The sequence below is a fragment of the Streptosporangium sp. NPDC048047 genome (genome assembly GCF_040653115.1).
Lineage (GTDB): Bacteria > Actinomycetota > Actinomycetes > Streptosporangiales > Streptosporangiaceae > Streptosporangium.
In genome coordinates this window covers 1-21,304 of sequence record NZ_JBEZNH010000088.1, presented here as the reverse complement: position 1 = coordinate 21,304, position 21,304 = coordinate 1, and the positions used below count along the sequence as shown (strand labels likewise).

General features: G+C 72.2%; 18 protein-coding genes and 1 pseudogene. 12 read left to right on the top strand and 7 right to left on the bottom strand.

What is annotated here, in order from left to right:
- The first annotated feature begins 823 nt into the window (after positions 1 to 823).
- The gene (locus AB0D67_RS37370) at positions 824 to 2,167 is read left to right on the top strand and encodes a glycosyltransferase family 4 protein (protein ID WP_362946647.1); all 1,344 of its coding nucleotides are present in this window, start codon (positions 824 to 826) and stop codon (positions 2,165 to 2,167) included.
- A gap of 120 nt (positions 2,168 to 2,287) precedes the next feature.
- Here AB0D67_RS37370 and AB0D67_RS37365 read toward each other — a convergent pair whose 3' ends face one another.
- Both AB0D67_RS37365 and AB0D67_RS37360 read right to left on the bottom strand, forming a co-directional pair.
- A complete protein-coding gene (locus AB0D67_RS37365; RefSeq protein WP_362946644.1) occupies positions 2,288 to 3,085 on the bottom strand; it encodes an anti-sigma factor in 798 nt (265 codons plus the stop codon).
- Positions 3,066 to 3,674: a sigma-70 family RNA polymerase sigma factor gene (locus tag AB0D67_RS37360; protein WP_362946641.1), complete on the bottom strand. Its 609-nt coding sequence runs from the start codon at positions 3,672 to 3,674 to the stop codon at positions 3,066 to 3,068. Before AB0D67_RS37360 ends, AB0D67_RS37365 begins: the two co-directional genes overlap by 20 nt.
- Before the next feature lie 144 nt (positions 3,675 to 3,818).
- Between AB0D67_RS37360 and AB0D67_RS37355 the strand changes: the two genes are divergently transcribed.
- The 6 genes from AB0D67_RS37355 to AB0D67_RS37330 all read left to right on the top strand — a co-directional run bounded on the left by AB0D67_RS37355 (position 3,819) and on the right by AB0D67_RS37330 (position 10,939).
- A complete protein-coding gene (locus tag AB0D67_RS37355) occupies positions 3,819 to 4,460 on the top strand; it encodes a hypothetical protein (RefSeq protein ID WP_362946638.1) in 642 nt (213 codons plus the stop codon).
- A 76-nt stretch (positions 4,461 to 4,536) separates the two neighbouring features.
- Positions 4,537 to 5,967, top strand: a complete 1,431-nt coding sequence (gene gndA / locus AB0D67_RS37350; RefSeq protein ID WP_362946635.1) for an NADP-dependent phosphogluconate dehydrogenase — start codon at positions 4,537 to 4,539, stop codon at positions 5,965 to 5,967.
- Positions 5,968 to 6,184: 217 nt separating this feature from the next.
- Entirely contained in the window at positions 6,185 to 6,961 is a 777-nt protein-coding gene (locus AB0D67_RS37345) for a hypothetical protein (protein WP_362946632.1), read from the top strand.
- On the top strand, positions 6,958 to 8,061 hold the full coding sequence (locus tag AB0D67_RS37340; protein ID WP_362946630.1) for a hypothetical protein: 1,104 nt from the start codon (positions 6,958 to 6,960) through the stop codon (positions 8,059 to 8,061). The genes AB0D67_RS37345 and AB0D67_RS37340 overlap by 4 nt, the downstream gene beginning before the upstream one ends.
- On the top strand, positions 8,058 to 9,527 hold the full coding sequence (locus tag AB0D67_RS37335) for a hypothetical protein (protein ID WP_362946628.1): 1,470 nt from the start codon (positions 8,058 to 8,060) through the stop codon (positions 9,525 to 9,527). The genes AB0D67_RS37340 and AB0D67_RS37335 overlap by 4 nt, the downstream gene beginning before the upstream one ends.
- Complete coding sequence (locus AB0D67_RS37330; RefSeq protein WP_362946625.1) at positions 9,524 to 10,939, top strand: AAA family ATPase; 1,416 nt, start codon at positions 9,524 to 9,526, stop codon at positions 10,937 to 10,939. Before AB0D67_RS37335 ends, AB0D67_RS37330 begins: the two co-directional genes overlap by 4 nt.
- Positions 10,940 to 11,094: 155 nt before the next feature.
- Here AB0D67_RS37330 and AB0D67_RS37325 read toward each other — a convergent pair whose 3' ends face one another.
- Positions 11,095 to 12,096: a GNAT family N-acetyltransferase gene (locus tag AB0D67_RS37325; protein WP_362946622.1), complete on the bottom strand. Its 1,002-nt coding sequence runs from the start codon at positions 12,094 to 12,096 to the stop codon at positions 11,095 to 11,097.
- A 173-nt stretch (positions 12,097 to 12,269) separates the two neighbouring features.
- Complete coding sequence (locus AB0D67_RS37320; RefSeq protein WP_362946619.1) at positions 12,270 to 13,853, bottom strand: MDR family MFS transporter; 1,584 nt, start codon at positions 13,851 to 13,853, stop codon at positions 12,270 to 12,272.
- 114 nt (positions 13,854 to 13,967) lie between these two features.
- Between AB0D67_RS37320 and AB0D67_RS37315 the strand changes: the two genes are divergently transcribed.
- The 3 genes from AB0D67_RS37315 (at position 13,968) to AB0D67_RS37305 (ending at position 15,923) form a co-directional block, all read left to right on the top strand.
- Complete coding sequence (locus tag AB0D67_RS37315) at positions 13,968 to 14,519, top strand: helix-turn-helix domain-containing protein (RefSeq protein ID WP_362946616.1); 552 nt, start codon at positions 13,968 to 13,970, stop codon at positions 14,517 to 14,519.
- 216 nt (positions 14,520 to 14,735) lie between these two features.
- Positions 14,736 to 15,281 carry a type 1 glutamine amidotransferase domain-containing protein gene (locus AB0D67_RS37310; protein ID WP_362946613.1) on the top strand — a complete coding sequence of 182 codons (546 nt, stop codon included), beginning with the start codon at positions 14,736 to 14,738 and terminating at the stop codon, positions 15,279 to 15,281.
- A 114-nt stretch (positions 15,282 to 15,395) separates the two neighbouring features.
- Positions 15,396 to 15,923, top strand: coding sequence for an ATP-binding protein (locus AB0D67_RS37305; protein ID WP_362946611.1), 528 nt, complete (start codon positions 15,396 to 15,398; stop codon positions 15,921 to 15,923).
- Here AB0D67_RS37305 and AB0D67_RS37300 read toward each other — a convergent pair.
- From AB0D67_RS37300 to AB0D67_RS37290, 3 genes are all read right to left on the bottom strand, one after another.
- Positions 15,810 to 17,246 carry a wax ester/triacylglycerol synthase family O-acyltransferase gene (locus tag AB0D67_RS37300; protein ID WP_362946609.1) on the bottom strand — a complete coding sequence of 479 codons (1,437 nt, stop codon included), beginning with the start codon at positions 17,244 to 17,246 and terminating at the stop codon, positions 15,810 to 15,812. The genes AB0D67_RS37305 and AB0D67_RS37300 overlap by 114 nt on opposite strands.
- 3 nt (positions 17,247 to 17,249) lie before the next feature.
- Positions 17,250 to 17,408 (bottom strand): hypothetical protein, encoded by a 159-nt coding sequence (locus tag AB0D67_RS37295; protein WP_362946606.1) that lies wholly within the window; start codon positions 17,406 to 17,408, stop codon positions 17,250 to 17,252.
- A gap of 540 nt (positions 17,409 to 17,948) precedes the next feature.
- Positions 17,949 to 19,322 carry an NADP-dependent succinic semialdehyde dehydrogenase gene (locus AB0D67_RS37290; RefSeq protein WP_362946604.1) on the bottom strand — a complete coding sequence of 458 codons (1,374 nt, stop codon included), beginning with the start codon at positions 19,320 to 19,322 and terminating at the stop codon, positions 17,949 to 17,951.
- Between the two features lie 261 nt (positions 19,323 to 19,583).
- Here AB0D67_RS37290 and AB0D67_RS37285 point away from each other — a divergent pair, with 261 nt between their 5' ends.
- The gene (locus AB0D67_RS37285) at positions 19,584 to 20,003 is read left to right on the top strand and encodes a DUF2795 domain-containing protein (protein WP_362946602.1); all 420 of its coding nucleotides are present in this window, start codon (positions 19,584 to 19,586) and stop codon (positions 20,001 to 20,003) included.
- 500 nt (positions 20,004 to 20,503) lie between these two features.
- Positions 20,504 to 21,202: pseudogene (locus tag AB0D67_RS37280) on the top strand (transposase); the annotation flags it as partial.
- Positions 21,203 to 21,304: the final 102 nt, after the last annotated feature.

Below are 21,304 nucleotides of genomic sequence, written 5' to 3'. Positions count from 1 at the left end.
TTCGTTCGTTTCGTTGTGCCTTTATTCTTTCAGACCGGCTTTTTCGTGTCAAACCGCTCTTTCGGAGCGATTTGCTTTGATCCAACCGTCCCGAAGGGAATTCAGGCGCCCGCTTCCGGGACAACCCCTCCAACTTACTCCATCGTTCGATTCGAGTCGAATCGAACGCCGTCGGAACACAGAGATCCCAACGGGCGGATCAGATCAGTGGGGTGGCTCCGAGATCACGGCGGCTCCGCCGTCTCCCTCGGGCCTGGTGAACTTTATGAACACCGGGCCGCATCGTCAAATCGACCGTGCACCCGCTGCCGCCACGTTCCACTGTCCCCCCGGACGAGGGATGCCGCGTCGTTCCAGCCGCCCTCCGACGGGGGAAGGAGGCGTACCTTCGACGCCTCCCATCGGCGTCCCGATCCACCCCCGCGAACCCTGGGCGTGAACTCAAAACCGGTGTGCGGGGAAGAACAGGTGAGCCGCCGGGTTCGTTCCCGGGTCTCCGCCTCCATCGGGAGGCGCGTTCGCCCCGGGCCGGGTTCACCTCCCGGAGCGGGAACGCCTCCCCCGATCCGTTCCCGCTCCGGTGACGGGCGGCCGGCCCCGTAGGGGTGCCCGCCCCTTCCGGAGGAGGACGGAGCGGGGACGGAGCGGGGACGGAGACGCGGCTGTCCCCACGGGGACGAGTCAGTGGCTCTGCCACCGGTCTGAGCATGTTCTTCGCGTTCCCGGGCAACCAGGAGGCACGCGGAATGGTTCTTAAGGCTGTAAGAGCGATCACTTCTATACGAACCACTTCTACACGGGGGAGACACGAGTGACGGGGAGAATGCGCGTGGCGGTCAGGCGTGCGGGGGTACGCCTGCTGGAGACGGTCAACGAAAGGCGTATGCGGCGCGCGCCCGCGGCCGACACCGGAACGGTTCGAATCCTGCTCCAGCACGCCTACGGCATGGGCGGCACCATCCGGACGGTGCTGAACCTGGCGGGTCACCTCGCCAGGGAACGCGACGTGGAGATCGTCAGCGTGGTCCGCGCGGCCGAGCATCCGTTCTTCCCGATCCCGCCGGGGGTGCGGGTGACGTTCCTGGACGACCGGACGCGTCCGCGCGGCCCGGTGGCGCGCCTGCTGTCGCGCTTCCCGAGTGTCCTGGTGCCCAAGCAGGAGAATGTGCACGGGTCCGTCTCGCTGTGGACCGACCTCCGTCTGGTGGCCTGCCTGCGGTCCATGCGGACCGGCGTGGTCATCTCCACCCGGCCGGGGTTCAACCTGATCACCGCGCTGTTCGCGCCGCTCGAGGTGCTGACGATCGGCCAGGAGCACGTGGCGCTGGAGGTCCACGCCCCCGAGATGCGGCGGCTGATCAAACGGCGCTACGGCAGGTTCGACGCGTTCGTCACCCTCACCGAGGCCGACCGGGAGCACTACGCCAGGACACTGCGGAACGACCCTCCGGCCCGGCTGCTGTGCATCCCCAACGCCGTCCCGGAACTGGCCGGTGACGTCTCGGCCCTGGAGGAGAAGAGCGTGGCCGCCATCGGCAGGCTGGTCCACGCCAAGGGCTTCGACCGTCTCGTCAAGGCGTGGGCGCTGGTCGCGGAGGAGCACCCGGACTGGGTGCTGCGCATCTACGGCGGAGGCACCCCGAAGGCCGAGGATCGGCTCCGCGCCAGGATCGAGAAGGCCGGTCTGACGGACAAGGTGCTCCTCATGGGCAGTTCGAGCGAGATCGGCGTCGAGCTGTCCAAGTCGTCGATGTACGTCGTCAGCTCCCGCTACGAGGGGTTCGGCATGACCATCCTGGAGGCGATGAGCAAGGGCGTGCCCGTGGTGAGCTTCGACTGCCCGCACGGCCCCGGGGAGATCATCACCCATGGGCACGACGGGCTGCTGGTGCGCCCGCAGAAGCCGGAGTTCCTGGCCGAGGCCGTCTCCCGGCTGATCGGGGACCCCGAGCTGCGCCGTACCCTCGGCCGGAACGCCCTGCGCACGGCCTCCACGTACTCCCTCGACGCGGTCGGGGCCAGGTGGGACGCGCTGCTCGACGATCTCCAGCGTACGGCGCGCGGCGGCGTCGAGAAGCTCCCTGCCCGGGACGAAACCCGTGACGGAACCAGCGATGGGACACATGACGAGACCGGCGCGGGCCCGGCGACGAGGTCCGCGGCGTGACCCTGGACGGAATCGGCGGCGTGGCGCCGCGGGAGCGGGGGATCCGCTTCGCCGGCGCGGGCGTGCCGGGTGCCTCGCCCCTCCTGCGTCCCGGGGACGAGCGGCATGCCGTGTCGCGCCTCACCCACCGGGCAGCGTGCCCCGCAGGACACTGTCGGAGGAGTGGCGGGGGTCCCCGTCCAGCGGCTCCCGGGAGATGTCCACCACCGGGTAGCCGGCGGTCGTGACCCCCTCGGGGAGCGGGTAGGAACCACGCCCGGAGGGGTCGACCGTTCCCAGGGAGATCATCCGTTTCGCGCCCCGATCGAGCAGCCACACCTCGTAGAACCCGTCGAACGCGGGGAGGTCGTCGAGCCGGACCTGGAGCCGCTTCCCGCCGTCCCGCCCCGTCCGGATCTCGGCCACGCCGGTCCCCCGGTTGCCGGACAGAGGGCCGAGATCCGTATGAGCCGCGACGACGTGGGGCGTCCGCTCCGATGGGAGGCGCTGGAGCAGGAGTGTGCCTCCGGCTCCGGCGAGCAGTCCGGCGGTCAGGGCCGCGGCGAGCGCCCAGAGACGGGTTCGCCGGACCGGTGCGTCGGCGTGCCGTACGGTCCGCCCGCGCGTGGAGCGTCGGAGGGAGGCGGCGGGCACGCCCGGGAAATCCCCCAAGGAACGGGAGGAATCAGGAGAGCCGAAGGGATCGGAAGGACCGGCGGGCGCGCCGGGCACGAGATCCGGGGAGAGCCCGAGCTCGGCTCGGACGCCTTCCCACACGTGGGGTGCGGGGGCGGACGGAGGATCGTGCCGGGCCGCCGCGACCACCCGGCGAAGCTCGCCGAGCTTCGTCCCGCAGGCGGCGCAGGCGGCCAGGTGCTCCGGCTCCTCGTGTTCACCCAGGGCGACCAGGGCGAGCGTGTCATCGTCCAGATGGCGCACCGTCCACCCCCAGTCGCCGGCGCAGGCGGTGAAGCCCTCGGGTGATGTGGCTCTTCACCGTTCCCAGCGGCAGGTTGAGTCTGCTTGCGATTTCCATGTGCGTGAGCTGCTGGTAGAAGGCCAGCTCAAGGATGGTACGCCGTGGCTGGCCCAGCTTGCCGAGCTCCTCGGCCAGCAGGACGCCGTCGGTCACCGCTTCCACGGGCGAGGCCTGCGGCGAATCGGTCTCCAGACTGCCCAGACGCTGGGAGATCCGTTGTTCCCGCTGGATCAGCCGCCATCGGTTGGCGATCTCGTAACGGGCGATGCCGGTGAGCCAGGCGGGCAGGGAGCCCGACGCCGGGTCGTATCCGGTCCTGCTCCTCCACGCGGCGATGAAGACCTGCTGGGTGACGTCCTCGGCGTCCGGGACACGACGCAGGGAGCGCAGGGCGATCGTATGGACCATCGGAGACCACCGCCGGTAGATCTCGGCCAGGCAGCGTTCGTCCCCGGACCTCAGGCCGGCGGCGAGTGACGCCTCGTCCAGTTCCGCGCTGTAGGGACCGGTGCTCTGTGGCATCTCCCGGTCGGGGGTAGGGGCGACCATCGTCTCTTCCTTCGAAGGGACGGCCGTCTCGGATGCGTCAGAAAACAACAATCTCCGGTGCATCCAACCGGTGCCCATCCCGAGAAGAGGAAGCGACGACGCAAAGAGTCACCAGGAACACCGCAACGAGAAAGAAGATCCCCCATGCGCACCCTTCGTACGCTGAGCACCCTGGCCGTCGGCGGCTCGCTGCTCGCCCTCTCCCTCCAGGCTCCGGTCACCGCGGCCACCGCCGCGGCGGCGCCCACCTCCTCGGCGGCCTCCGTGTCCGCGAGCGCGCCCATCAAGGGCGGTCAGACCACGGTCACCACCGTCCGGGGTCTGGGAGGGGTCCTGCTGGAGAACGGGCTCTCCGCCTATGCCACCTCCCCCGGCAAGACCGGCGTGCGGATCGCCGGTGACAACCTGTCGCTGTCGTTCGGCTTCCCCGTGACCGGCGGCCGCGCCACCGTGGACCCGCTGGCGGGCAAGGTCGAGCACCGCGGTGACCTGTCCTTCGTCAACGCGAAGAACGGTAAGCGGATCAAGGTCGGGGACTTCGTCATCGACCTGGCCAAGGGCAAGGTCACGGGCAACGTCAACGACGACCCGAAGGTCCGTGTTCCGGTCTTCGACCTGGACCTCTCGGCGGCGAAGCTGAAGGCCGAGGGGTCGGTGGTCCGAGCTCGCAACATCCGGGTGAAGCTCACCGGCGTCGCGGCGGGCGCGCTGAACAAGGCGTTGAAGACCCACCTGTTCAAGGCGGGCCTGCGGATCGGCACCGCGTCGACGACACTCCACCTCTGACGGCCCGAACGCGCCCTGGCATTCTTGGACATAAGCCCCTAAACGTCACACACGTCTTCAGGGAAGAGGTCGAAGGATGCCACAGGCGCGTATCGGAGTCACCGGCCTGGCCGTGATGGGGGCCAACCTCGCGCGGAACCTGGCCCGGCACGGGCACACGGTGGCCGTGCACAACAGGTCGCGCTACCGGACCGACGCCCTGCTGAAGGAGCACGGCCACGAGGGTGAGTTCGTCGCCTGCGACACGCCGGAGGAACTGGTCGCGGCGCTGGAGCGGCCCCGGCGTGTCCTGGTGATGGTGAAGGCGGGGGCGCCGACCGACGCGGTGATCGAGGAGTTCGCCCCGCTCCTGGAGCCGGGAGACATGCTGGTCGACGGCGGGAACGCCCATTTCCTGGACACCCGGCGGCGGGAGGCGGCGCTGCGGGAGCGGGGGATCCACTTCGTCGGCACGGGCGTGTCAGGCGGTGAGGAGGGCGCGCTGCTCGGGCCGAGCATCATGCCGGGCGGGTCCAGGGAGTCCTACCAGGCGCTGGGCCCGCTGCTGGAGGACATCGCCGCCAAGGTGGACGGCGTGCCCTGCTGCACGCACATCGGCCCGGACGGCGCGGGGCACTTCGTCAAGATGGTCCACAACGGCATCGAGTACGCCGACATGCAGCTCATCGCCGAGGCGTACGACCTGCTGCGGCAGGTCCTCGGGCTGAGCCCGGCCGAGATCGCCGACGTCTTCGAGGAGTGGAACCGGGGCGAGCTGTCGTCCTACCTCATCGAGATCACCGCCGAGGTGCTGCGGCAGGTGGACGCCGTCACCGGCCGGCCGCTGGTCGACGTGATCGCCGACCGGGCCGAGCAGAAGGGCACCGGCCGCTGGACCGTCCAGAACGCGCTGGAACTGGGCGTCCCGGTGAGCGGCATCGCCGAGGCGGTGTTCGCCCGGTCGGTGTCCGGCCACACGGAGCTGCGGCTGGCCGCGCGGGACCTGCCCGGCCCCGCGGGCGCGCCGCAGGCCGGGGACCGCGAGAGGTTCGTGGAGGACGTACGGCGGGCGCTGTACGCGTCGAAGATCATCGCCTACGCGCAGGGGTTCGACCAGATCCGGGCCGGCAGCGTGGAGTACGGCTGGGACGTCGATCCCGGCGCGCTGGCCACGATCTGGCGTGGCGGGTGCATCATCCGGGCGGTCTTCCTCGACCGCATCCGCGAGGCGTACGAGCAGGAGAGCCCTCCGGTGACGTTGCTGACGGCGCCGCTGTTCGCCGAGGCGCTGGGCCTGGCGCAGGAGTCGTGGCGGCGGGTGGTCGCGACGGCGGCCGGGGCGGGCGTCCCGGCGCCGGGTTTCTCGACGGCGCTGGCCTACTACGACTCGCTGCGCGCGGACCGGCTGCCCGCGGCGCTCGTCCAGGGGCTGCGCGACTTCTTCGGCGCGCACACCTACCAGCGGTCCGACCGGGAGGGGACCTTCCACACGCTGTGGTCCGGGGACCGTACGGAGATCGGGGCCTGACCACGACGGGGACGGGCACGCCCCGGTGAGGTCCGGGGCTCACCGGGGCGGGTGAGGAACGCCCGCTCCGGTGGCGGACGCCGGACGGCACGGCCCGAAGACCTGTGGCGCGCCCCGGAGAGCCAGGGCGCGGCCCGAAGCCGGACGGCGCGACCCGAAGACTGGAATTCCCGGGAAATCCCGGGAAACCGATGGGACTGCTGTTACGCTCCGTGCCGTGAGTGAGTCATTGGACGCGCTGGAACGGCGGATCGCCGACCTGCGCGCCGAGGTCCGCCGCGCGGTCAAGGCCAAGGAGCACTCCCTGGCCCGGTCGCTCCGCGGCGAGCTGCGCCGGATGGAACACGAGTGGGACCGGGCCGTCGGAGCCGAGGAGCTCCCGGCCCCCGAGCCGGAGGCGCCGCTGCTGCCCATCCGGGAGCAGGTGCACCAGGCCCTGGCCCTGCTGGGCGTGCCCGCCGCCCCGAAGCTGATCGTCGCGGTCAACGACGCGTTCTTCTCCCGCGCGCTGCGCGGCTCGCAGCTCACCAGCCTGCGGCGGGACGAGGAGCGCTCGTTCCGGAGCGACCCGTACGCGCGGCCGTACTACCTGTGCGCGGCGCTGACCGACCGCCTCTCCCCCGCCCGCGGGCTGCTCGCGGTCAGCACGTGGGCCCCGGAGCTGCGGGTGCTGGGGCCGCTGAGCCCGCGCGTCGACTTCCTGACCTCAGCGGTGCGCGTCGCAGAGCACCTGGCCCGGCTGCCCGAGCCGCCGCCCGGCGCGGTGCGGCTGCTGACGCGGATGGCGCAGAACATCCCCGGCGCGACGGAGGGCTTCGCCCCGGCCGACCCGGCGACCGCGATCCGCGCGGCACGGGCCGAGCTGGAGGTGCACCGGGCGGCCGACACGGCGCAGCGGACCGAGGTGGCGGCGCGGGCGACCGGACGGCTGCCGGACGTGGAGCGCCTGTTCGGCGCCGCCGCGCTGGGCGCGTTGAAGGAGGCGGCCTGTTGAGGCACAGGCTCGACGAGCTGCGCGGGCCGGTGCCGCCCCGCGCCCACGACGCCAGGGCCATCGCGGCGCTGGCCGCGAACCCGGGCTGCGCCCGCCGGGCGGTGCTGGACGCCGCCGGGGTGGACAAGGACCTCACGGCGCGGCACATCGGCTTCCCGGCCCCGTTCGGCCAGTCGCAGTTCGCGATCACCCGCGGGAACGTCTTCGAGGCGCTCGTGAAGGAGAACGGCTGCGCCGAGCTGCTGCGGCTGCTGCGCGAGCTGCTCGGGCTGCCGATCGCGCAGGTGGGCTACCAGGACGTGGAGAGCGTCGGCTCCCACCTGCGCCACTCCCACACGCGCGCCCTGATCGACCGGGCGGCGCGCGAGGGCGACGACGCGGCGGTCTTCTACGACCATCCGCTGCTCAGCCTCCGCATCGCCGGCCAGACCTCCTACCTGGAGCCCGACGTGGTGGCCTTCCAGGTCGAGGGCCGCTTCCACATCGTGGAGATCAAGTCGTTCGCGGTGGTCGACGGCCAGGCCGAGCCGGAGAAGGTCGCGGCGGCGGCCCGGCAGGCCGCCGTGTACGTGCTGGCGCTGCGCGCCCTGCTGGCCGACCTCGGGCACGACCCGGAGCGGGTGTCGCACGACGTGGTGCTGGTGTGCCCGGAGAACTTCGCCAACCGGCCGGTCGCGACGCTGGTGGACGTCCGCAGGCAGCTCGCGGTGCTCCGGCGGCAGCTCGACCGGATGACCCGGGTGGACCACCTGGTGGAGGAGCTGCCCGCGGGGATCACCTTCGACCTGGCCCCAGACTCCGAGGGGGTCCCCACCCGGCCGGCGCGGGAGGTGGCCGGCGCGCTGCGCGAGGTCCCGGCCCGGTACGCGCCCGACTGCCTGTCCACCTGCGACATGTGCATGTTCTGCCGTGACGAGGCCCGCTGCGGCGGATCCACCGACCAGCTCGGACGTCAGGTGCGCGACCAGCTCGGCGGGATCCTGGGCGTGGACGAGGCGCTCGCCCTGGCCGAGGGTTCCGCGGAGCCCGCCGAGGGGCAGGAGGAGATCGCCCACCTGCTCCGCCTGGCCCACCGCCTGCGCGAGGAGTGCCTGGGATGAGCACGCTGACGGCGCTGGCCCGCCTCAAGGCCGTCCGCGACGGGACCGCGCAGCGGATCACCACGGTCCGCCACTGCCACCTGGCCCCGCGCCCGATGGTGTTCGTGCCGCTCCAGCTCGCCGGGGAGGCCCTCGCCCCGCTGGGCGCCATGGTCGGCACCGACCCCGACCATCCGCGGCTGCTGGTGGTTCCCCAGCCGCGCAACCGCGACCTGCGGTTCGCCTTCGCCGCGGAGCTGGCCGAGGTGCTGCTGCCGTACGTCGAGGGGTTCGCCAAGACCACCGAGACGGTGGAGCGCAGGGGCGGCGACCCGTACGAGCGGTGCCTGGACGCGCCGCAGATCCTGGTGCCGAACCGCTCGGCGGCGGCCTTCGCCGGGCTGCTGGGCCGCTCCACCCGGTTCCGCCGGGCCGACGGCCCCTACCCGGTTCATCCGTCGGTGCCGCTGCTCGGGCGGTGGCTGACGTATTTCGCCGACCGGTCGCGACGGCCGGGGTCGTGCCTGATGATGTCGATGACGGAGGCGCTGTCGGCGCACTGGGCGACCGGGCAGAGCGCCCTGGAGGACGCCAACCTGGTGGCGCTGGCAGGGTGGATCGACCCGCCCGCCGGGATGGACGGCCGGCGGGCCGCCGAGGAGGCCGAGGACCCGCTGCTGTGGCCGCCCGCCGGGCCGGCCACCGATCCGGGGTTCGACAACGAGGTGCTCGGCCCGGCCGTCCGCGCCTACGAGGAGGCGCCGACCGCGCGGGCGGTGGAGCGCGTCGCCCAGGCGCTGCGCACCCAGCTGGAACCGACCTGGCGGCTGATGTGGCGGTCGGTGGAGCTGCTGCGCGCCCTGCCGGAGGGCCCGAGGGTGGCCGGCCGCTGGGAGACCGACCGGGGGTCGTTCACCCGGTTCCTCGAACTGATCGCCGAGGGCGGGCCGCCGCAGGCGCGCCGGGACGGCGCGGTCGGCGCCGCGGCGCGGCTGGCGGCCTTGGAGCGGGCGCGGGCGAGCTACGACGTGCAGCGCGCCTACGACGACCCGCTGGTGATGGCCGAGTACCGCCTGACCGGTGAGGCGTTCGCCGGGACGGTCGTCTCCGCCGATCCGGAGAACACCGAGGGCGAGGGCCGCTCGCGCAAGCTGCGCCCGCTGGTCACGGTCCGCACCGCCGACCCGGTGCGGCTGGCGCCCGGCGCCGTGCTCGGCAGCCCCGACCGGCGCGGCCACGCCGCCGAGGTCGTCGGGATCGACGGCGACGAGATCACCCTGAAGGTGACCAAGGGGATGGGCCGCGGGAAGGTGGCCGCCCCGGGGGCGGTGCCCGAGCCGGGCGAGCGGGTCACCTACACCACGCTGACCGACGACTTCCAGTCCTCGGCGGCGCTGCCGGAGCCCGAGCGGACCCCGTGGACCCACGGCGGCCCGCCCGAGGAGTACGTGCCGGATGACGATGACGCGCGGGAGGAATGGTCATGAGCCTTCACCGGGAGACGCCGGGGACGCGTCGTACGGGGGTGCTCGGGGTGGTGCCGGAGGCACGCCCGGAGGCGCTGCCGTACGGCCCGGCCGCCTCGCGCCTCGTGGTTCCCGCCGTGTCGCCGCAGCGGGAGGCGGCGGCCGTGGTCGAGGCGGTCCTGGCCGACCTTCCGCGCCACCGGGGCGTGGTGGTCGACTCCCCTCCCGGGGCGGGCAAGTCGACGCTGGTGGTCCGGGCGGCCGGGCACATCGCGGAGACCGGCGAGCCGCTGATGATCGTCGCGCAGACCAACGAGCAGGTCGACGACCTGGTGGACCGGCTGGCGACCGAGCACCCCGACCTGACGATCGGCCGGCTGTCGGCGAGCGGCTACGTCACGCCGGGCCGGGTCCTGGGTCACCCCAACGTGTCGGTGGCGGGCAAGCTGCCCGACCTGGGGGATCCGGCGGTGGTGGTGGCCACGGCCGACAAGTGGGCCTGGATCGGCGACCGCACCTGGCCGTGGGCGATCGTGGACGAGGCGTACCAGATGCGCTCGGACAAGCTGCTGCGCATCGCCTCGCTGTTCGAGCGGGCTCTGTTCGTGGGCGACCCGGGGCAGCTCGACCCGTTCTCGATCGTGGACGGCGACCGCTGGGCCGGGCTGTCGTGGGACCCGGTGCAGAGCGCGGTCTCGGTGCTGCTGCGGCACAACCCGGACCTGCCGGTGCACCGGCTGCCGGTGTCCTGGCGGCTGCCCGCCTCGGCGGCGCCGGTGGTGTCGGAGGCGTTCTACCCGTTCACCGGGTTCCGCGCCGGGACCGGCGACGCCGACCGGGCGCTGGAGCTGACGGTCGACGGCATGCGCACCTCCTACGACCGGGCGCTGGAGGAGGCGGCGGCCTCGGGATGGGCGCTGTACGAGCTGCCGAGCCGCCACACGGTGCGCACCGACGCCGAGGCGGTTCAGGCGGTGGCGGTGCTGGCGGTGCGGCTGCTGCAGCGGGCGCCGGTGGCGCACTCGGAGCGGGGCAGCCACCGGGTCACGGCCGACCGGATCGCGATCGGCGCGGCGCACCGCGACCAGGTCGCCGCGATCCGCGCGGCCGGGGTGCCCGAGGAGATCACGGTGGACACCGCCAACCGGCTGCAGGGCCGGGAGTACGACGTGACGATCATGCTGCATCCGCTGTCGGGCCGCCGCGACGCCACGGCGTTCCACCTGGAGTCGGGGCGGCTGTGCGTGCTGGCCTCGCGGCACCGGCACGCCTGCGTGGTGGTGGCCAGGGCGGGCATCCCCGAACTGCTGGACGCCCACCCGTCGGCCGAACCGGTGCGGCTCGGGGTGCCGGTGAAGTTCCCCGACGGGTGGGAGGCCAACCAGGCGGTGCTGGCGCACCTGGCCAAGCATCGGGTGGCCGCCGACCGCTGAGGCGCCCCGGCCGGAGGGCGGGGACGGCGCCGCGCGTGCGGGCGCGGTTCTCTCCTGAGGACGGCCGCCCGGTCGATGATGCCCTCGGGCACGCTCCCCCGAGGACGGCCGCCCGGCGGGCGTCTCCGGGTACGGCGTGCCGTACCCGGAGACGGTCAGAGGGTCCGCCGCCAGACGTCGATGGCCAGCACCTGGCGCATGCCCACCGACAGGTACAGGTCCAGGGCGGGGGTGACGTTGCCCGCGTCCACGTGGAGGCAGGTGCCGATCCGGCCGCGCCGTACGTCGTCGGCGAAGGCGGCGCGCAGCATGAACCGGCCCAGGCCGCGCCCCCGGAAGGGGGGCGCCACGGCGAGCCGGCGGACGTAGCCGCAGTTCTCGTCCGCGGCGAAGGCGTCGGTGCCGAGGAGCATCGCCACCGGTTCGCCGTCGAGGCGGGCGACGGCGAGCTGCGCCCAGTCGGTGCTGGCGGAGGAGTCGAGCTCGGCGTGCCACTCGTCGTAGTCCTTGGGGACGAACCCGAAGTGCCGGGCGAATCCGACCTGCTCGACGGCGTGGGCCTGGCGGCGCGCCTCCTCGGTGGTCCCCCGGTGCACCGTCACGCCGGGCGGCGGCTCCGGCGGGGCGAGGGACGGGCCGTGGTCGGCCCGGAGCCGGATGAAGCCGGTGGTGTGGGTGAAGCCGCGAGCGGCGGCGAGGGCGCGTTTGCCGCTGTCCTCGCGGTAGACGGCGATGTCGGCCACGGCGTGGTCGTGGCCGAGTCCGGCGGCGATGCGGCGGGCGCGGTCGAGGACGGTGTCCCACAGGCGGCCGGTCAGCTCGGGGGCGGCGGGGTGGACGACCACGTCGAACTCCACGGCGCCGTCGTCGCCCCTGCGGCAGGCCCAGGCCCAGGCGACCAGGCGCCCGGAGGGGTCGTGGACGAGCCAGCCGTCGGCGTCGGGGTCGAAGGAGGGGTCGTTCAGCTGGTCGGCGACGTCGTCGAGGGTCATGTCGGCCTTGCCGATCACCTGGGTGTCGCACAGGGAGACCAGTTCGTGGACGGCCTCGGCGTCGCCGGCCTCCGGCCGCCGGGTGGTGTGCCCGGCGGCCGTGACGGCCGGCGCGGCGGCGCGGCCGGGCTCGGGTAGGGGGGTCGCTTCGAGGGTGTCTTCCATGGCCCCGAGTGTGTCGGGCCCGACTTGCCTCCCGCTGGGCCGTGACTTGGCGCCCGCCTCCGGCCCCCGCGGAGGGCGGGGCGGAGGCGGGCGCCGGAGGCTCGGGGGGTCCGGGAGTCCGGCGCCCGTCCCGGGAGCCCCGGGACGGGACCGGGCGGCGGGGCCGGCGGCCCCTACTCCAGCACGGGGGCCGGGGTCTTGGCCTGCTCGGCCGGGCCGTCCTGCCCGGGGGCGCCGCGCAGCGGGATCTCCTTGATGAAGACGGCCAGCACCGGCACCAGGACCGCGAAGAAGATCGCCCACCAGAAGACGCCGGCGATCGAGGAGGCCAGTGAATCCAGGAAGCCGAAGCGCACCTGGGCCGGGAGGTGGGCCAGGGTCGCGGCGTCGGCCCGGCCGCCGCCTCCGGCGAGCTTGGCGCCCTCCGTCCCGAACTTCTGGGTCAGGCTGTCGGACAGGTGGCGGTTGAAGATGGCACCGAACATGGAGACGCCGAACGAGCCGCCGATGGACCGGAAGAAGGTCGCGGCGCTGCTGGAGACGCCGAGGTCCTTCTGCTCCACGCTGTTCTGGGCGATCAGCATGGTGGTCTGCATGAGGAAGCCCATGCCGAGGCCGAGCACCGCGATGAACACGCCGGTCTGCCAGGTGGGGGTCTTCGCGTCCATCAGGGACAGCAGCCACATGGCGATCGCCATGATCGCGCCGCCGATGACCGGGTAGATCTTGTACTTGCCGGTCTTGGTGATGGCCTGGCCGACGAACAGCGAGATCACCATGGACGAGGCCATCATCGGCAGCAGGAGCAGGCCGGAGTTGGTGGCCGTCGAACCCTGGACCGTCTGCTGGAACAGCGGCAGGAAGGTGATGGCGCCGAACATCGCGAAGCCGAGCAGGAAGCCGATCAGCGAGATGAGCGTGAAGTTGCGGTTGCGGAACAACTGGAGTGGCATGATCGGCTCGGCGGCGCGGCGCTCCACCGGGACGAACAGCACCAGCGTCACCAGGGCCGTCACGGCCAGGCCGATGATCTGCGGTGAGGTCCAGGCGTAGTCGTTGCCGCCCCAGGTGGTGATGAGGACCAGCGCGGTGATGCCGATGGACAGCAGGATCGCGCCGAGCCAGTCGATGCGGTGCTCGGTGCGGAGCTTGGGCAGTTTCAGCGTCACCGCCAGCAGCGCCAGGGCGACGAACCCGACGGGCAGGTTGACGTAGAAGGCCCAGCGCCAGTCGAGGTGATCGGTGATGAATCCGCCGACGAGCGGGCCGGCGATCATCGCCAGCGACATGACGCCGGCCATGATGCCCTGGTACTGGCCGCGCTCACGCGGCGGGACGAGGTCGCCGATGATGGCCATGGCGTTGACCATGAGACCGCCGCCGCCGAGGCCCTGGAGCGCGCGGAAGGCGATGAGCTGGGCCATGCCGTCCTGGGGGCCGCCCAGCAGGTCGGATCCGGCCATGCCGCACAGCACCGACCCGACCATGAAGATGACGATGGAGGCGATGAAGATGTTCTTCCTGCCGTACAGGTCGCCGATCTTCCCCCAGATGGGGGTCGAGACGGTCGTGCCGAGGACGTAGGCGGTGACCACCCACGACAGGTGCGACAGGCCCCCGAGCTCCCCCACGATGCGGGGCATCGCCGTACCGACGATCATGTTGTCGAGCATCGCGAGGATGATGGCGAGCATCAGCCCCGGTAAGACGACCATGACCTCGCGCCGCCGTCCTGGTACGACCGCGGTCTCCGTCATTTCTCCAGCCCCCTAAGGATCTTGCTTACTTGCCGTCCGGCTAGTGTTGGATATGATGGGAATGTAGGACGATCACTTACCGGCCGTCAAGTTAATTCCGCCGCAAAGGGAACCATGAGCGAACACGCCGACACCCGCACCCGCATCCAGGAGACGGCCCTCCGGCTCTTCACCGAGCAGGGCTACGAGGCCACCTCTCTCCGGGAGATCGCGGAGGCCCTCGGCGTGACCAAGGCGGCACTCTACTACCACTTCAAGAGCAAGGAAGAGATCATCACCAGTCTCGTGGAGGATCGGATCCGCACGCTGGAGGAGCTGATCGCCTGGGCCGGGAGGCAGCCGCGCACCGAGGAGAGCCGCCGCGAGCTGGTCCGCCGCTACTCCGCGGACCTGCACCGGGGCGGCCACCGGGAGATCATGCGGTTCTTCGAGCGCAACCAGACCGCGCTCAAGGGCCACCCGGTGATGAAGCAGATGCACGAGCGGATGTTCAGCCTGTTCGACTTCCTCGTCGAGCCGGACGACCCGCCCGCCGCCCGGCTGAAGCACGCGATGGCGCTGCTCGCCCTGCACGCGGCCTGGTTCGTCCTGCGGGACGAGGCGCTCTCCGACGACGAGCGCCGGGAGGCGGCGCTGGACGTCGCCCTCGACCTCGTCCGGCGCTGACCCCGGGCCGAAACCGCGCCCGAAACCGCGCCCGGTACCGGGCCCGCGCCGGCCCCGGAGCCTCGGACGGGCTCGAAGCCTCGACCGGGCGCGGAGCCGATCCCGCCGCCCGCGCCTTCGAACGCGAGCCGTCGCCCCCGCGGCGGCTCGCATGCATCCCCGCACCCGGGGCATGGGCCCCTTGAAGCCCAAGAAAGCACGTCAAAGGGGGGCATCATGCTCAGCAACAAGACGATCGCGTTCCTCGTCGCCCCGGAGGGCATCGAGCAGGTCGAGCTCACCGAGCCGTGGAAGGCGGTCGAGCAGGCGGGCGGCACGCCCCGGCTGATCTCCACCAAGGCGGGCGAGGTCCAGGCGTTCAACCACCTCGACAAGGCCGACACGTTCCCGGTCGACGGGACGGCCGGCGACGTACGGGCCGCCGACTTCGACGGGCTGGTGCTGCCGGGCGGCGTCGCCAACCCGGACTTCCTGCGGACGGTTCCGGAGGCCGTACGTTTCGTCAAGGAGTTCTTCGAGTCGGGCAAGCCGGTCGCGGCGATCTGCCACGCGCCCTGGACGATGATCGAGGCCGACGTGGTACGCGGCCGTAGGGTCACCTCCTGGCCCAGTCTCCAGACGGACCTGCGTAACGCGGGGGCCACCTGGGAGGACAAGGAGGTCGTCGTGTGCACCGGAGGACCCAACACCCTGGTCACCAGCCGCAAGCCCGACGACCTCAAGGCCTTCTGCCAGGCCGCGATGGACGCCTTCTCCCGTTAGCGGTCGCCGGGGGACGAGGGGCGGCGGGCCCCGGACACGGCCCGCCGCCCCTTTCCGGTTAAGGCACCGGAGTGAGGGCAGTGCACTGGAGAGTCATCTGTTGAAGGAGGAACCGTGGAGGCCACGATCTCGCTGCGCCTGCCGCGTGACGCCGCGAGCGTCCCGGTGATCAGGCAGCTTCTGGACGCCTCGCTCGGCGCACTGGGGGTGGAGCCGCAGATCCGGGACGACATACAGCTCATGCTCTCGGAGGCGTGCTCCAACGTCATCCAGCACGCCGAACCGAGCGACGACTACATGGTGAGCACCGAGCTGATCCGCGACAGGTGCGTCATCAAGGTGATCGACGCCGGGAACGGCTTCGACTCCTCCATGGCGCGCACCCCCTCCGCCACCTCCGAGCACGGCCGCGGGCTGCTCATCATGCAGGCGCTGGCCGACGACATCAGGTTCGTCAACCGGCCGGAGCGGGGATCGATCGTCCGCCTGGAGAAGATCCTCCACTTCGTGGACGACGCCCCCGGGCGCTCACTCCTGCTCAGCGAGGAGCTTGAGCTCGGAGAGGGAGTCCCGGAGGTAGTCGGTGACGAGCCACACGTCGGGGACCATCTCCCGGCAGGCGATCACGCCCACGTCAAGTGAGCCGTCGTAGGAGAAGACGGTGATGTTCAGGCCACCGCTCACGTCGGTGACCACCGACACGGGGTGGTAGGCGAGCAGCCGGACGCCGTTCACGTACAGCGGCAGCTGGGGGCCGGGGACGTTGGAGATCAGCACGTTGATCGGGCCCGCCGTACCGGCCAGCAGATTGAAGGCCGCGCGGGCCGCCAGGCCGGTCAGCGCCGAGGGCATCATGTCGCTGACCTCCTGGATCCAGCGGGCCGGGGCGAGCGACGCGCGGTCCTTGATCAGGGACATCGCGTCGTGCACGGCCGTCAGCCGCTCCAGCGGGTCGGCGACCTGCGTGGCGAGTGTGGTGATCATCAGGGTGACCTGGTTGCCGTCGTCGCCGGCGTCGGGGACCTTCAGTGAGAACGGCACGCCGGCCACCAGCGGCTGGTCGGGCAGCGCGTCGTGTTTGATCAGCCACTGCCGCAGCGCCCCGGCGCAGACGGCCATCACCACGTCGTTCACCGTGACGCCGAAGGCGTTCTTGACCTGCTTGACGTCCGCCAGGGACAGGGCGGTGAAGGCGAACCTGCGGTGCGCGGTGATCCTCCCGCTGAACGGCGTGCGGGGCGCGATCAGGCGGGGCATGACCGGGGTGCCGGGCTCCCCGGTCAGGCGGCGGGCCAGGTCGCGGGTGACGTGGGAGATCGGGCGGGCCCCCGGCAGCTGGGACAGTACGGGGATCTCGTCGAGGTGCGGGACCGCGTTGACGAGGAACCGCACGGTGTTCGCCGGGTTGAGGACGACGCCCGCCACTCCCCTGGTGATCATCTCCGCGGCGTCGACGCCGCCGTCGGGCCCCGCCTCGGGCGCCGCCGGGACCTCGGCGGGCTCGGGTGAGGTGTCCAGGAGCGCGGCGAGGACGCCGGCACCGGTGACGCCGTCGATCGCGGCGTGGTGGACCTTCATGTACAGGGCCGTCCGGCCGCCCGCCAGGCCGTGGATCAGGTACATCTCCCACAGCGGGCGGCCGCGGTCCAGGGGGCGGGCGTGCAGCCGCGCGACCTGGTCGCCGAGCTGCTCGTCGCCGCCCGGCGCGGGGAGCGCGATCTCACGCACGTGGTAGTCGAGGTCGACCCGGGTGTCGTCGGCCCAGTAGGGGCGGTCCAGGCCCAGCGGCACCGTGACGAGCCTGCGCCGGAACGGCGGGGCGAGGTGGAGCCGCCGGGCGAGCAGGGAGATCAGGTCGGCGCGGGTCAGCTCGCCCGCCAGCACGGCCAGCCCGGCGATGTTCGCGACGTTCGTCGGCGTCTCGAAGTTCAGGAACTGCGCGTCCACCGGGTTGAGCTGCCGCATCTCCTACCTCCCTGGTCCCCTGTCACCATCCTGCTCCCATACGGTCGCCAGGGCCAACACCGCGAGGCCGGCGAGCAGGACCACCGAGACGAACAGGAGCGCCAGCCAGACGAGCGCGAAGACGACCATGAGGGTGACGAAGTCGCTGATCAACTGCAGCACCCGCGGAACCGTGCCCGGATCCGCCCGGCGCCACACCGCGACGCGGTGGGCGGGCCGGGGCGGGAGAGGGAGTTCTCACCTGGAGGTTCCATGCCGGGCCCGGCCGGGCCCGGCCGGGATCTGCGGGGGTCTGCGGGGGTCACGGCGCGGCCGGTACGGCCGGCGCATCCGGCTCCCGACAATCGGGAAAATTGATGTTATTGATCGATATACCTGAAAAGCGTCGCAAATATAGGAAGAATATCCACTGAGGGATGGTGGTCCCCGGTGCCGGCCGCAGCGCCGCACCGCCCCTCACGGTCCTCCCGGCGGACCGCGGCGCGCCGCCGCGGCCGCCCCGCGAACCCGGACCGGCCCGCTCGACCCCCTGGGGCTCGCCCCTGGCGGGCCGGTCCGCCCTCCCCACCGTGCGGCGCCGAGCCTCCTGCCCGGACGCGGGCGGACCGGCCGCGCCCGCGCCGCCCGTTCCGTCCCCGCCCGGTCTCCCGCTCGGGTGTGGGCGGGCCGACCGCGCCGTTCCCCTCGCGCGCGGCGCCGAGGTCAGCCGACCCAGACGGCCTTGAGGTTGCAGAACTCGCGGATGCCGTGCGCGGACAGCTCCCGGCCGTACCCGGAGTTCTTGACGCCGCCGAAGGGCAGCTCCGGGTAGGAGGTGACCATGCCGTTGACGAAGACCGCCCCGGCCTCCAGGTCGGTGACGAAGCGCTCCTGCTCGGCGGGGTCGGCGGTCCAGGCGTTGGCGCCGAGACCGAAGTCGGTCACGTTGGCGAGCGCGATCGCCTCGTCGACGTCGGAGACCCGGTACAGCGCCGCCACCGGGCCGAACACCTCCTCGGAGAACATCCGCATCTCCGGGGTGACACCGGCGACGACCGTCGGCTGGTAGAACCAGCCCGGCCGGTCGGGGATGTAGCCCCCGCACAGCACCCGCGCCCCGCGCCCGACCGCGTCGGCCACCAGCATCTCCACGTCGTCGCGGCCCTGCTCGGTGGCGAGCGGCCCCACGTCGGTCCCCTCCTCCATCGGGTCGCCGACCCGCAGGGCCTCCATCCGCGCCGTGAAGCGCTCGGCGAAGGCGTCGTAGACGTCGGCGTGCACGATGAACCGCTTGGCCGCGATGCAGGACTGGCCGTTGTTCTGCACCCGCGCGGTGATCGCGGTGGAGGCGGCGGCGTCGAGGTCGGCGGAGGGCATCACGACGTAGGGGTCGGAGCCGCCCAGCTCCAGGACGGTCTTCTTGACCTCCCCGCCGGCGACGGAGGCGACCGACCGGCCGGCCGGCTCGGAGCCGGTCAGGGTCGCCGCCACCACCCGCCGGTCCCGCAGCACCCGCTCGACCTGGTCGGAGCCGATCAGCAGGGTCTGGAAGCAGCCCCGGGGGAAGCCCGCCCGTGCGAACAGCTCCCCGAGGTAGAGCGCGGTCTGCGGCACGTTCGAGGCGTGCTTGAGCAGCCCCACGTTGCCCGCCATCAGCGCGGGCGCGGCGAAGCGGACCGCCTGCCACAGGGGGAAGTTCCACGGCATCACCGCCAGGACGGGCCCGAGCGGCTGGTAGCGCGCGTACGCCCGCCGCGCCCCCACGGCCGGGGCGTCCGCCGGCTCGTCCGCCAGGAACTCCTCGGCGTGCTCGGCGTAGTAGCGCATCCCCTTGGCGCACTTGGCCACCTCGGCGCGGGCGGCGACGAGCGTCTTGCCCATCTCGGTGGTCATGAGCCGGGCCACGTCCTCCTGCTCCGATTCGAGGAGGTCGGCGGCGGCGCGCATCCACTCGGCCCGCTGCTTGAAACCGGTCGTCCGGTAGGTGGCGAACTCGGCGGCGGCGAGCGCGAGGCGTTCGTCCACCTCCTCGTCGCCGAGCGGGTCGAAGGTCTTCAAAGTCTCGCCCGTGGTCGGGTTGATCGTCGCGATCGGCATCGGTACCTCCTTCTCGGCCGCCGCCGCCCCGGGCGACGTCGGGCAGTCGGCGCTGCTGGGCGGGGAACTGGACAGGGAAGACCTATCCGCTCAGGACCGCGGGAAACAGGACGGCAGGGCCGGGGGCCGGCGATGTTTGGGGGCACCGTAACGGGTACGGCCCCTTTCGTGACATCCCCGTTCCGGACGACCCGCGGCATCGCGCCGCGTTTTCCCTGACCGAGACGGACGTCTCGTGGATCTTCACACTGGAGGACGCAGATGAGCGCCGAACGTGGCAGCGCCAAGCACGGTCCGCAGATGGACGAGTACCAGAAGCACGAGAGCGAGGGCGCGATCCGCGGTGGCGGCCCCACCCACGCCGAGGAGTGGGCCGACCCGGAGGGCATCCGGGCCGCCGACGACGACGCCGTGCCCAGGAGGTACCCGCCGGGGCACGAGCCCGGCGCCGCCGAGGGGATCAGCGCCGAAGGCGTGGACCAGCGCAGCGACATGGCCCGGTGGCTGACCGACGCCGACTGGCCGGCCGACCGCGACGCGCTGCTGGCGCACGCCGACGCCAAGGCCGCCCCCGGCGGCGTGATCGCCGTGCTGCGGGGCCTGCCCGCCGGGGAGAAGTTCCGCAACATCGGCGACGTGGGCAGGGCCGCCGGTCTGGGCGGCGAGGAGCACCGCTTCTAGACGCCGGCCCGCCGCCCGCCCAGCGGACGGCCCGCGCCCATCGGCCATGGCAAGACGGCCGATGGGCGCGGGCCGTCCGCGTGTCTGGGCCTCTCCCTGCCGCGCCGCGCGGCAGGGCGGGCACCCGCGCGGTATCGGCGCGGACGGCGTCATCGCGAACGCCAAGCATTTCATCGGCGACGGTGGCACCCTCAACGGCACCGACCAGGGCGTCAACACCTCGTCCGAGTCCGAGATAATCAACATCCACGGGCAGGGCTACCGAAATGCGGGCCAGTGCTCCGGCCTTCAGGTGTGGGGGTGGCGGTCCGCGTGGGAGTGCCCGCCAGGGCGCGAGCGGGCCCTGGCCTTCCGGTCTTGCCGTCCGGCCCACCAGGTACAGGGTGCCGGGACGGCGAAGGGCCGGCCGCCCGCGCTCGGCGTTGGCGCGGTCGCCGATGTGTTCACGGATCGCTCGGATTCTCCTACGCTCGGTCACGGTCGAGTGGCACGATGTGACCGTGCGGCTTCGCTACCAGTACCGGCTCTACCCGGACGCCGCCCAGCGCGAGGCGCTGGCGCGGGCGTTCGGGTGCGCCCGGGTGGTGTTCAACGACGGGCTGCGCGCACGCACCGACGCCCGCGAGGCGGGCCTGCCGTATGTCTCCGACGGGGAGTTGTCGAGGCGGATCATCACCGAGGCGAAGCAGACGCCCGAGCGCTCCTGGCTGGGCGAGGTGTCGGCGGCGGTGCTCCAGCAGGCCCTGGCCGACCTCAATGCCGCCTACCGTAACTTCTTCGCCTCCATCACCGGCAGACGTAAGGGGCCGAAGATCGAGCCGCCCCGGTTCCGATCGAAGAAGGACAGGCGGCAGGCCATCCGCTTCACCAAGAACGCCAAGTTCAAGGTCACGGCGGGTGGGAGGCTTCGCCTGCCGAAGATCGGGGACGTGCCGGTGCGGTGGTCGCGCAGCCTCCCGGCGGAGCCGTCGTCGGTGACGGTGATCAAAGACGCGGCAGGCCGGTACTTCGCGAGTTTCGTCGTGGAGGCGGCCGAGGAGCCGCTTCCCCGGGTCGCGGCCGAGGTCGGCATCGACCTGGGGCTGACGCACTTCGCGGTCACCTCTGACGGCCGGAAGATCGACAACCCGCGCTTCCTGCGGCGGGCGGCGAAGAGGCTCCGCAAGGCGCAAAAGGCCCTCAGCCGCAAGGCCAAGGGGCTAAAAACTGCCGCGCAATTAATCAGTGAACCTCAGCCTTTCTCATCGTCTATAATGATCCCGTGAAGCTTTCCGAGTGGGCGGCACGCAACGGCGTGCACT

Excerpts from the sequence above, each read along its gene's own strand:
- AB0D67_RS37335 (WP_362946628.1), top strand. The coding sequence starts at position 8,058 with ATGAGCACGCTGACGGCGCTGGCCCGCCTCAAGGCCGTCCGCGACGGG.
- AB0D67_RS37325 (WP_362946622.1), bottom strand. The coding sequence starts at position 12,096 with ATGGAAGACACCCTCGAAGCGACCCCCCTACCCGAGCCCGGCCGCGCC.
- AB0D67_RS37330 (WP_362946625.1), top strand. The coding sequence starts at position 9,524 with ATGAGCCTTCACCGGGAGACGCCGGGGACGCGTCGTACGGGGGTGCTC.
- AB0D67_RS37310 (WP_362946613.1), top strand. The coding sequence starts at position 14,736 with ATGCTCAGCAACAAGACGATCGCGTTCCTCGTCGCCCCGGAGGGCATC.
- AB0D67_RS37285 (WP_362946602.1), top strand. The coding sequence starts at position 19,584 with ATGAGCGCCGAACGTGGCAGCGCCAAGCACGGTCCGCAGATGGACGAG.
- AB0D67_RS37355 (WP_362946638.1), top strand. The coding sequence starts at position 3,819 with ATGCGCACCCTTCGTACGCTGAGCACCCTGGCCGTCGGCGGCTCGCTG.
- AB0D67_RS37320 (WP_362946619.1), bottom strand. The coding sequence starts at position 13,853 with ATGACGGAGACCGCGGTCGTACCAGGACGGCGGCGCGAGGTCATGGTC.
- AB0D67_RS37370 (WP_362946647.1), top strand. The coding sequence starts at position 824 with ATGCGCGTGGCGGTCAGGCGTGCGGGGGTACGCCTGCTGGAGACGGTC.
- AB0D67_RS37360 (WP_362946641.1), bottom strand. The coding sequence starts at position 3,674 with ATGGTCGCCCCTACCCCCGACCGGGAGATGCCACAGAGCACCGGTCCC.
- AB0D67_RS37315 (WP_362946616.1), top strand. The coding sequence starts at position 13,968 with ATGAGCGAACACGCCGACACCCGCACCCGCATCCAGGAGACGGCCCTC.
- gndA (WP_362946635.1), top strand. The coding sequence starts at position 4,537 with ATGCCACAGGCGCGTATCGGAGTCACCGGCCTGGCCGTGATGGGGGCC.
- AB0D67_RS37300 (WP_362946609.1), bottom strand. The coding sequence starts at position 17,246 with ATGCGGCAGCTCAACCCGGTGGACGCGCAGTTCCTGAACTTCGAGACG.
- AB0D67_RS37290 (WP_362946604.1), bottom strand. The coding sequence starts at position 19,322 with ATGCCGATCGCGACGATCAACCCGACCACGGGCGAGACTTTGAAGACC.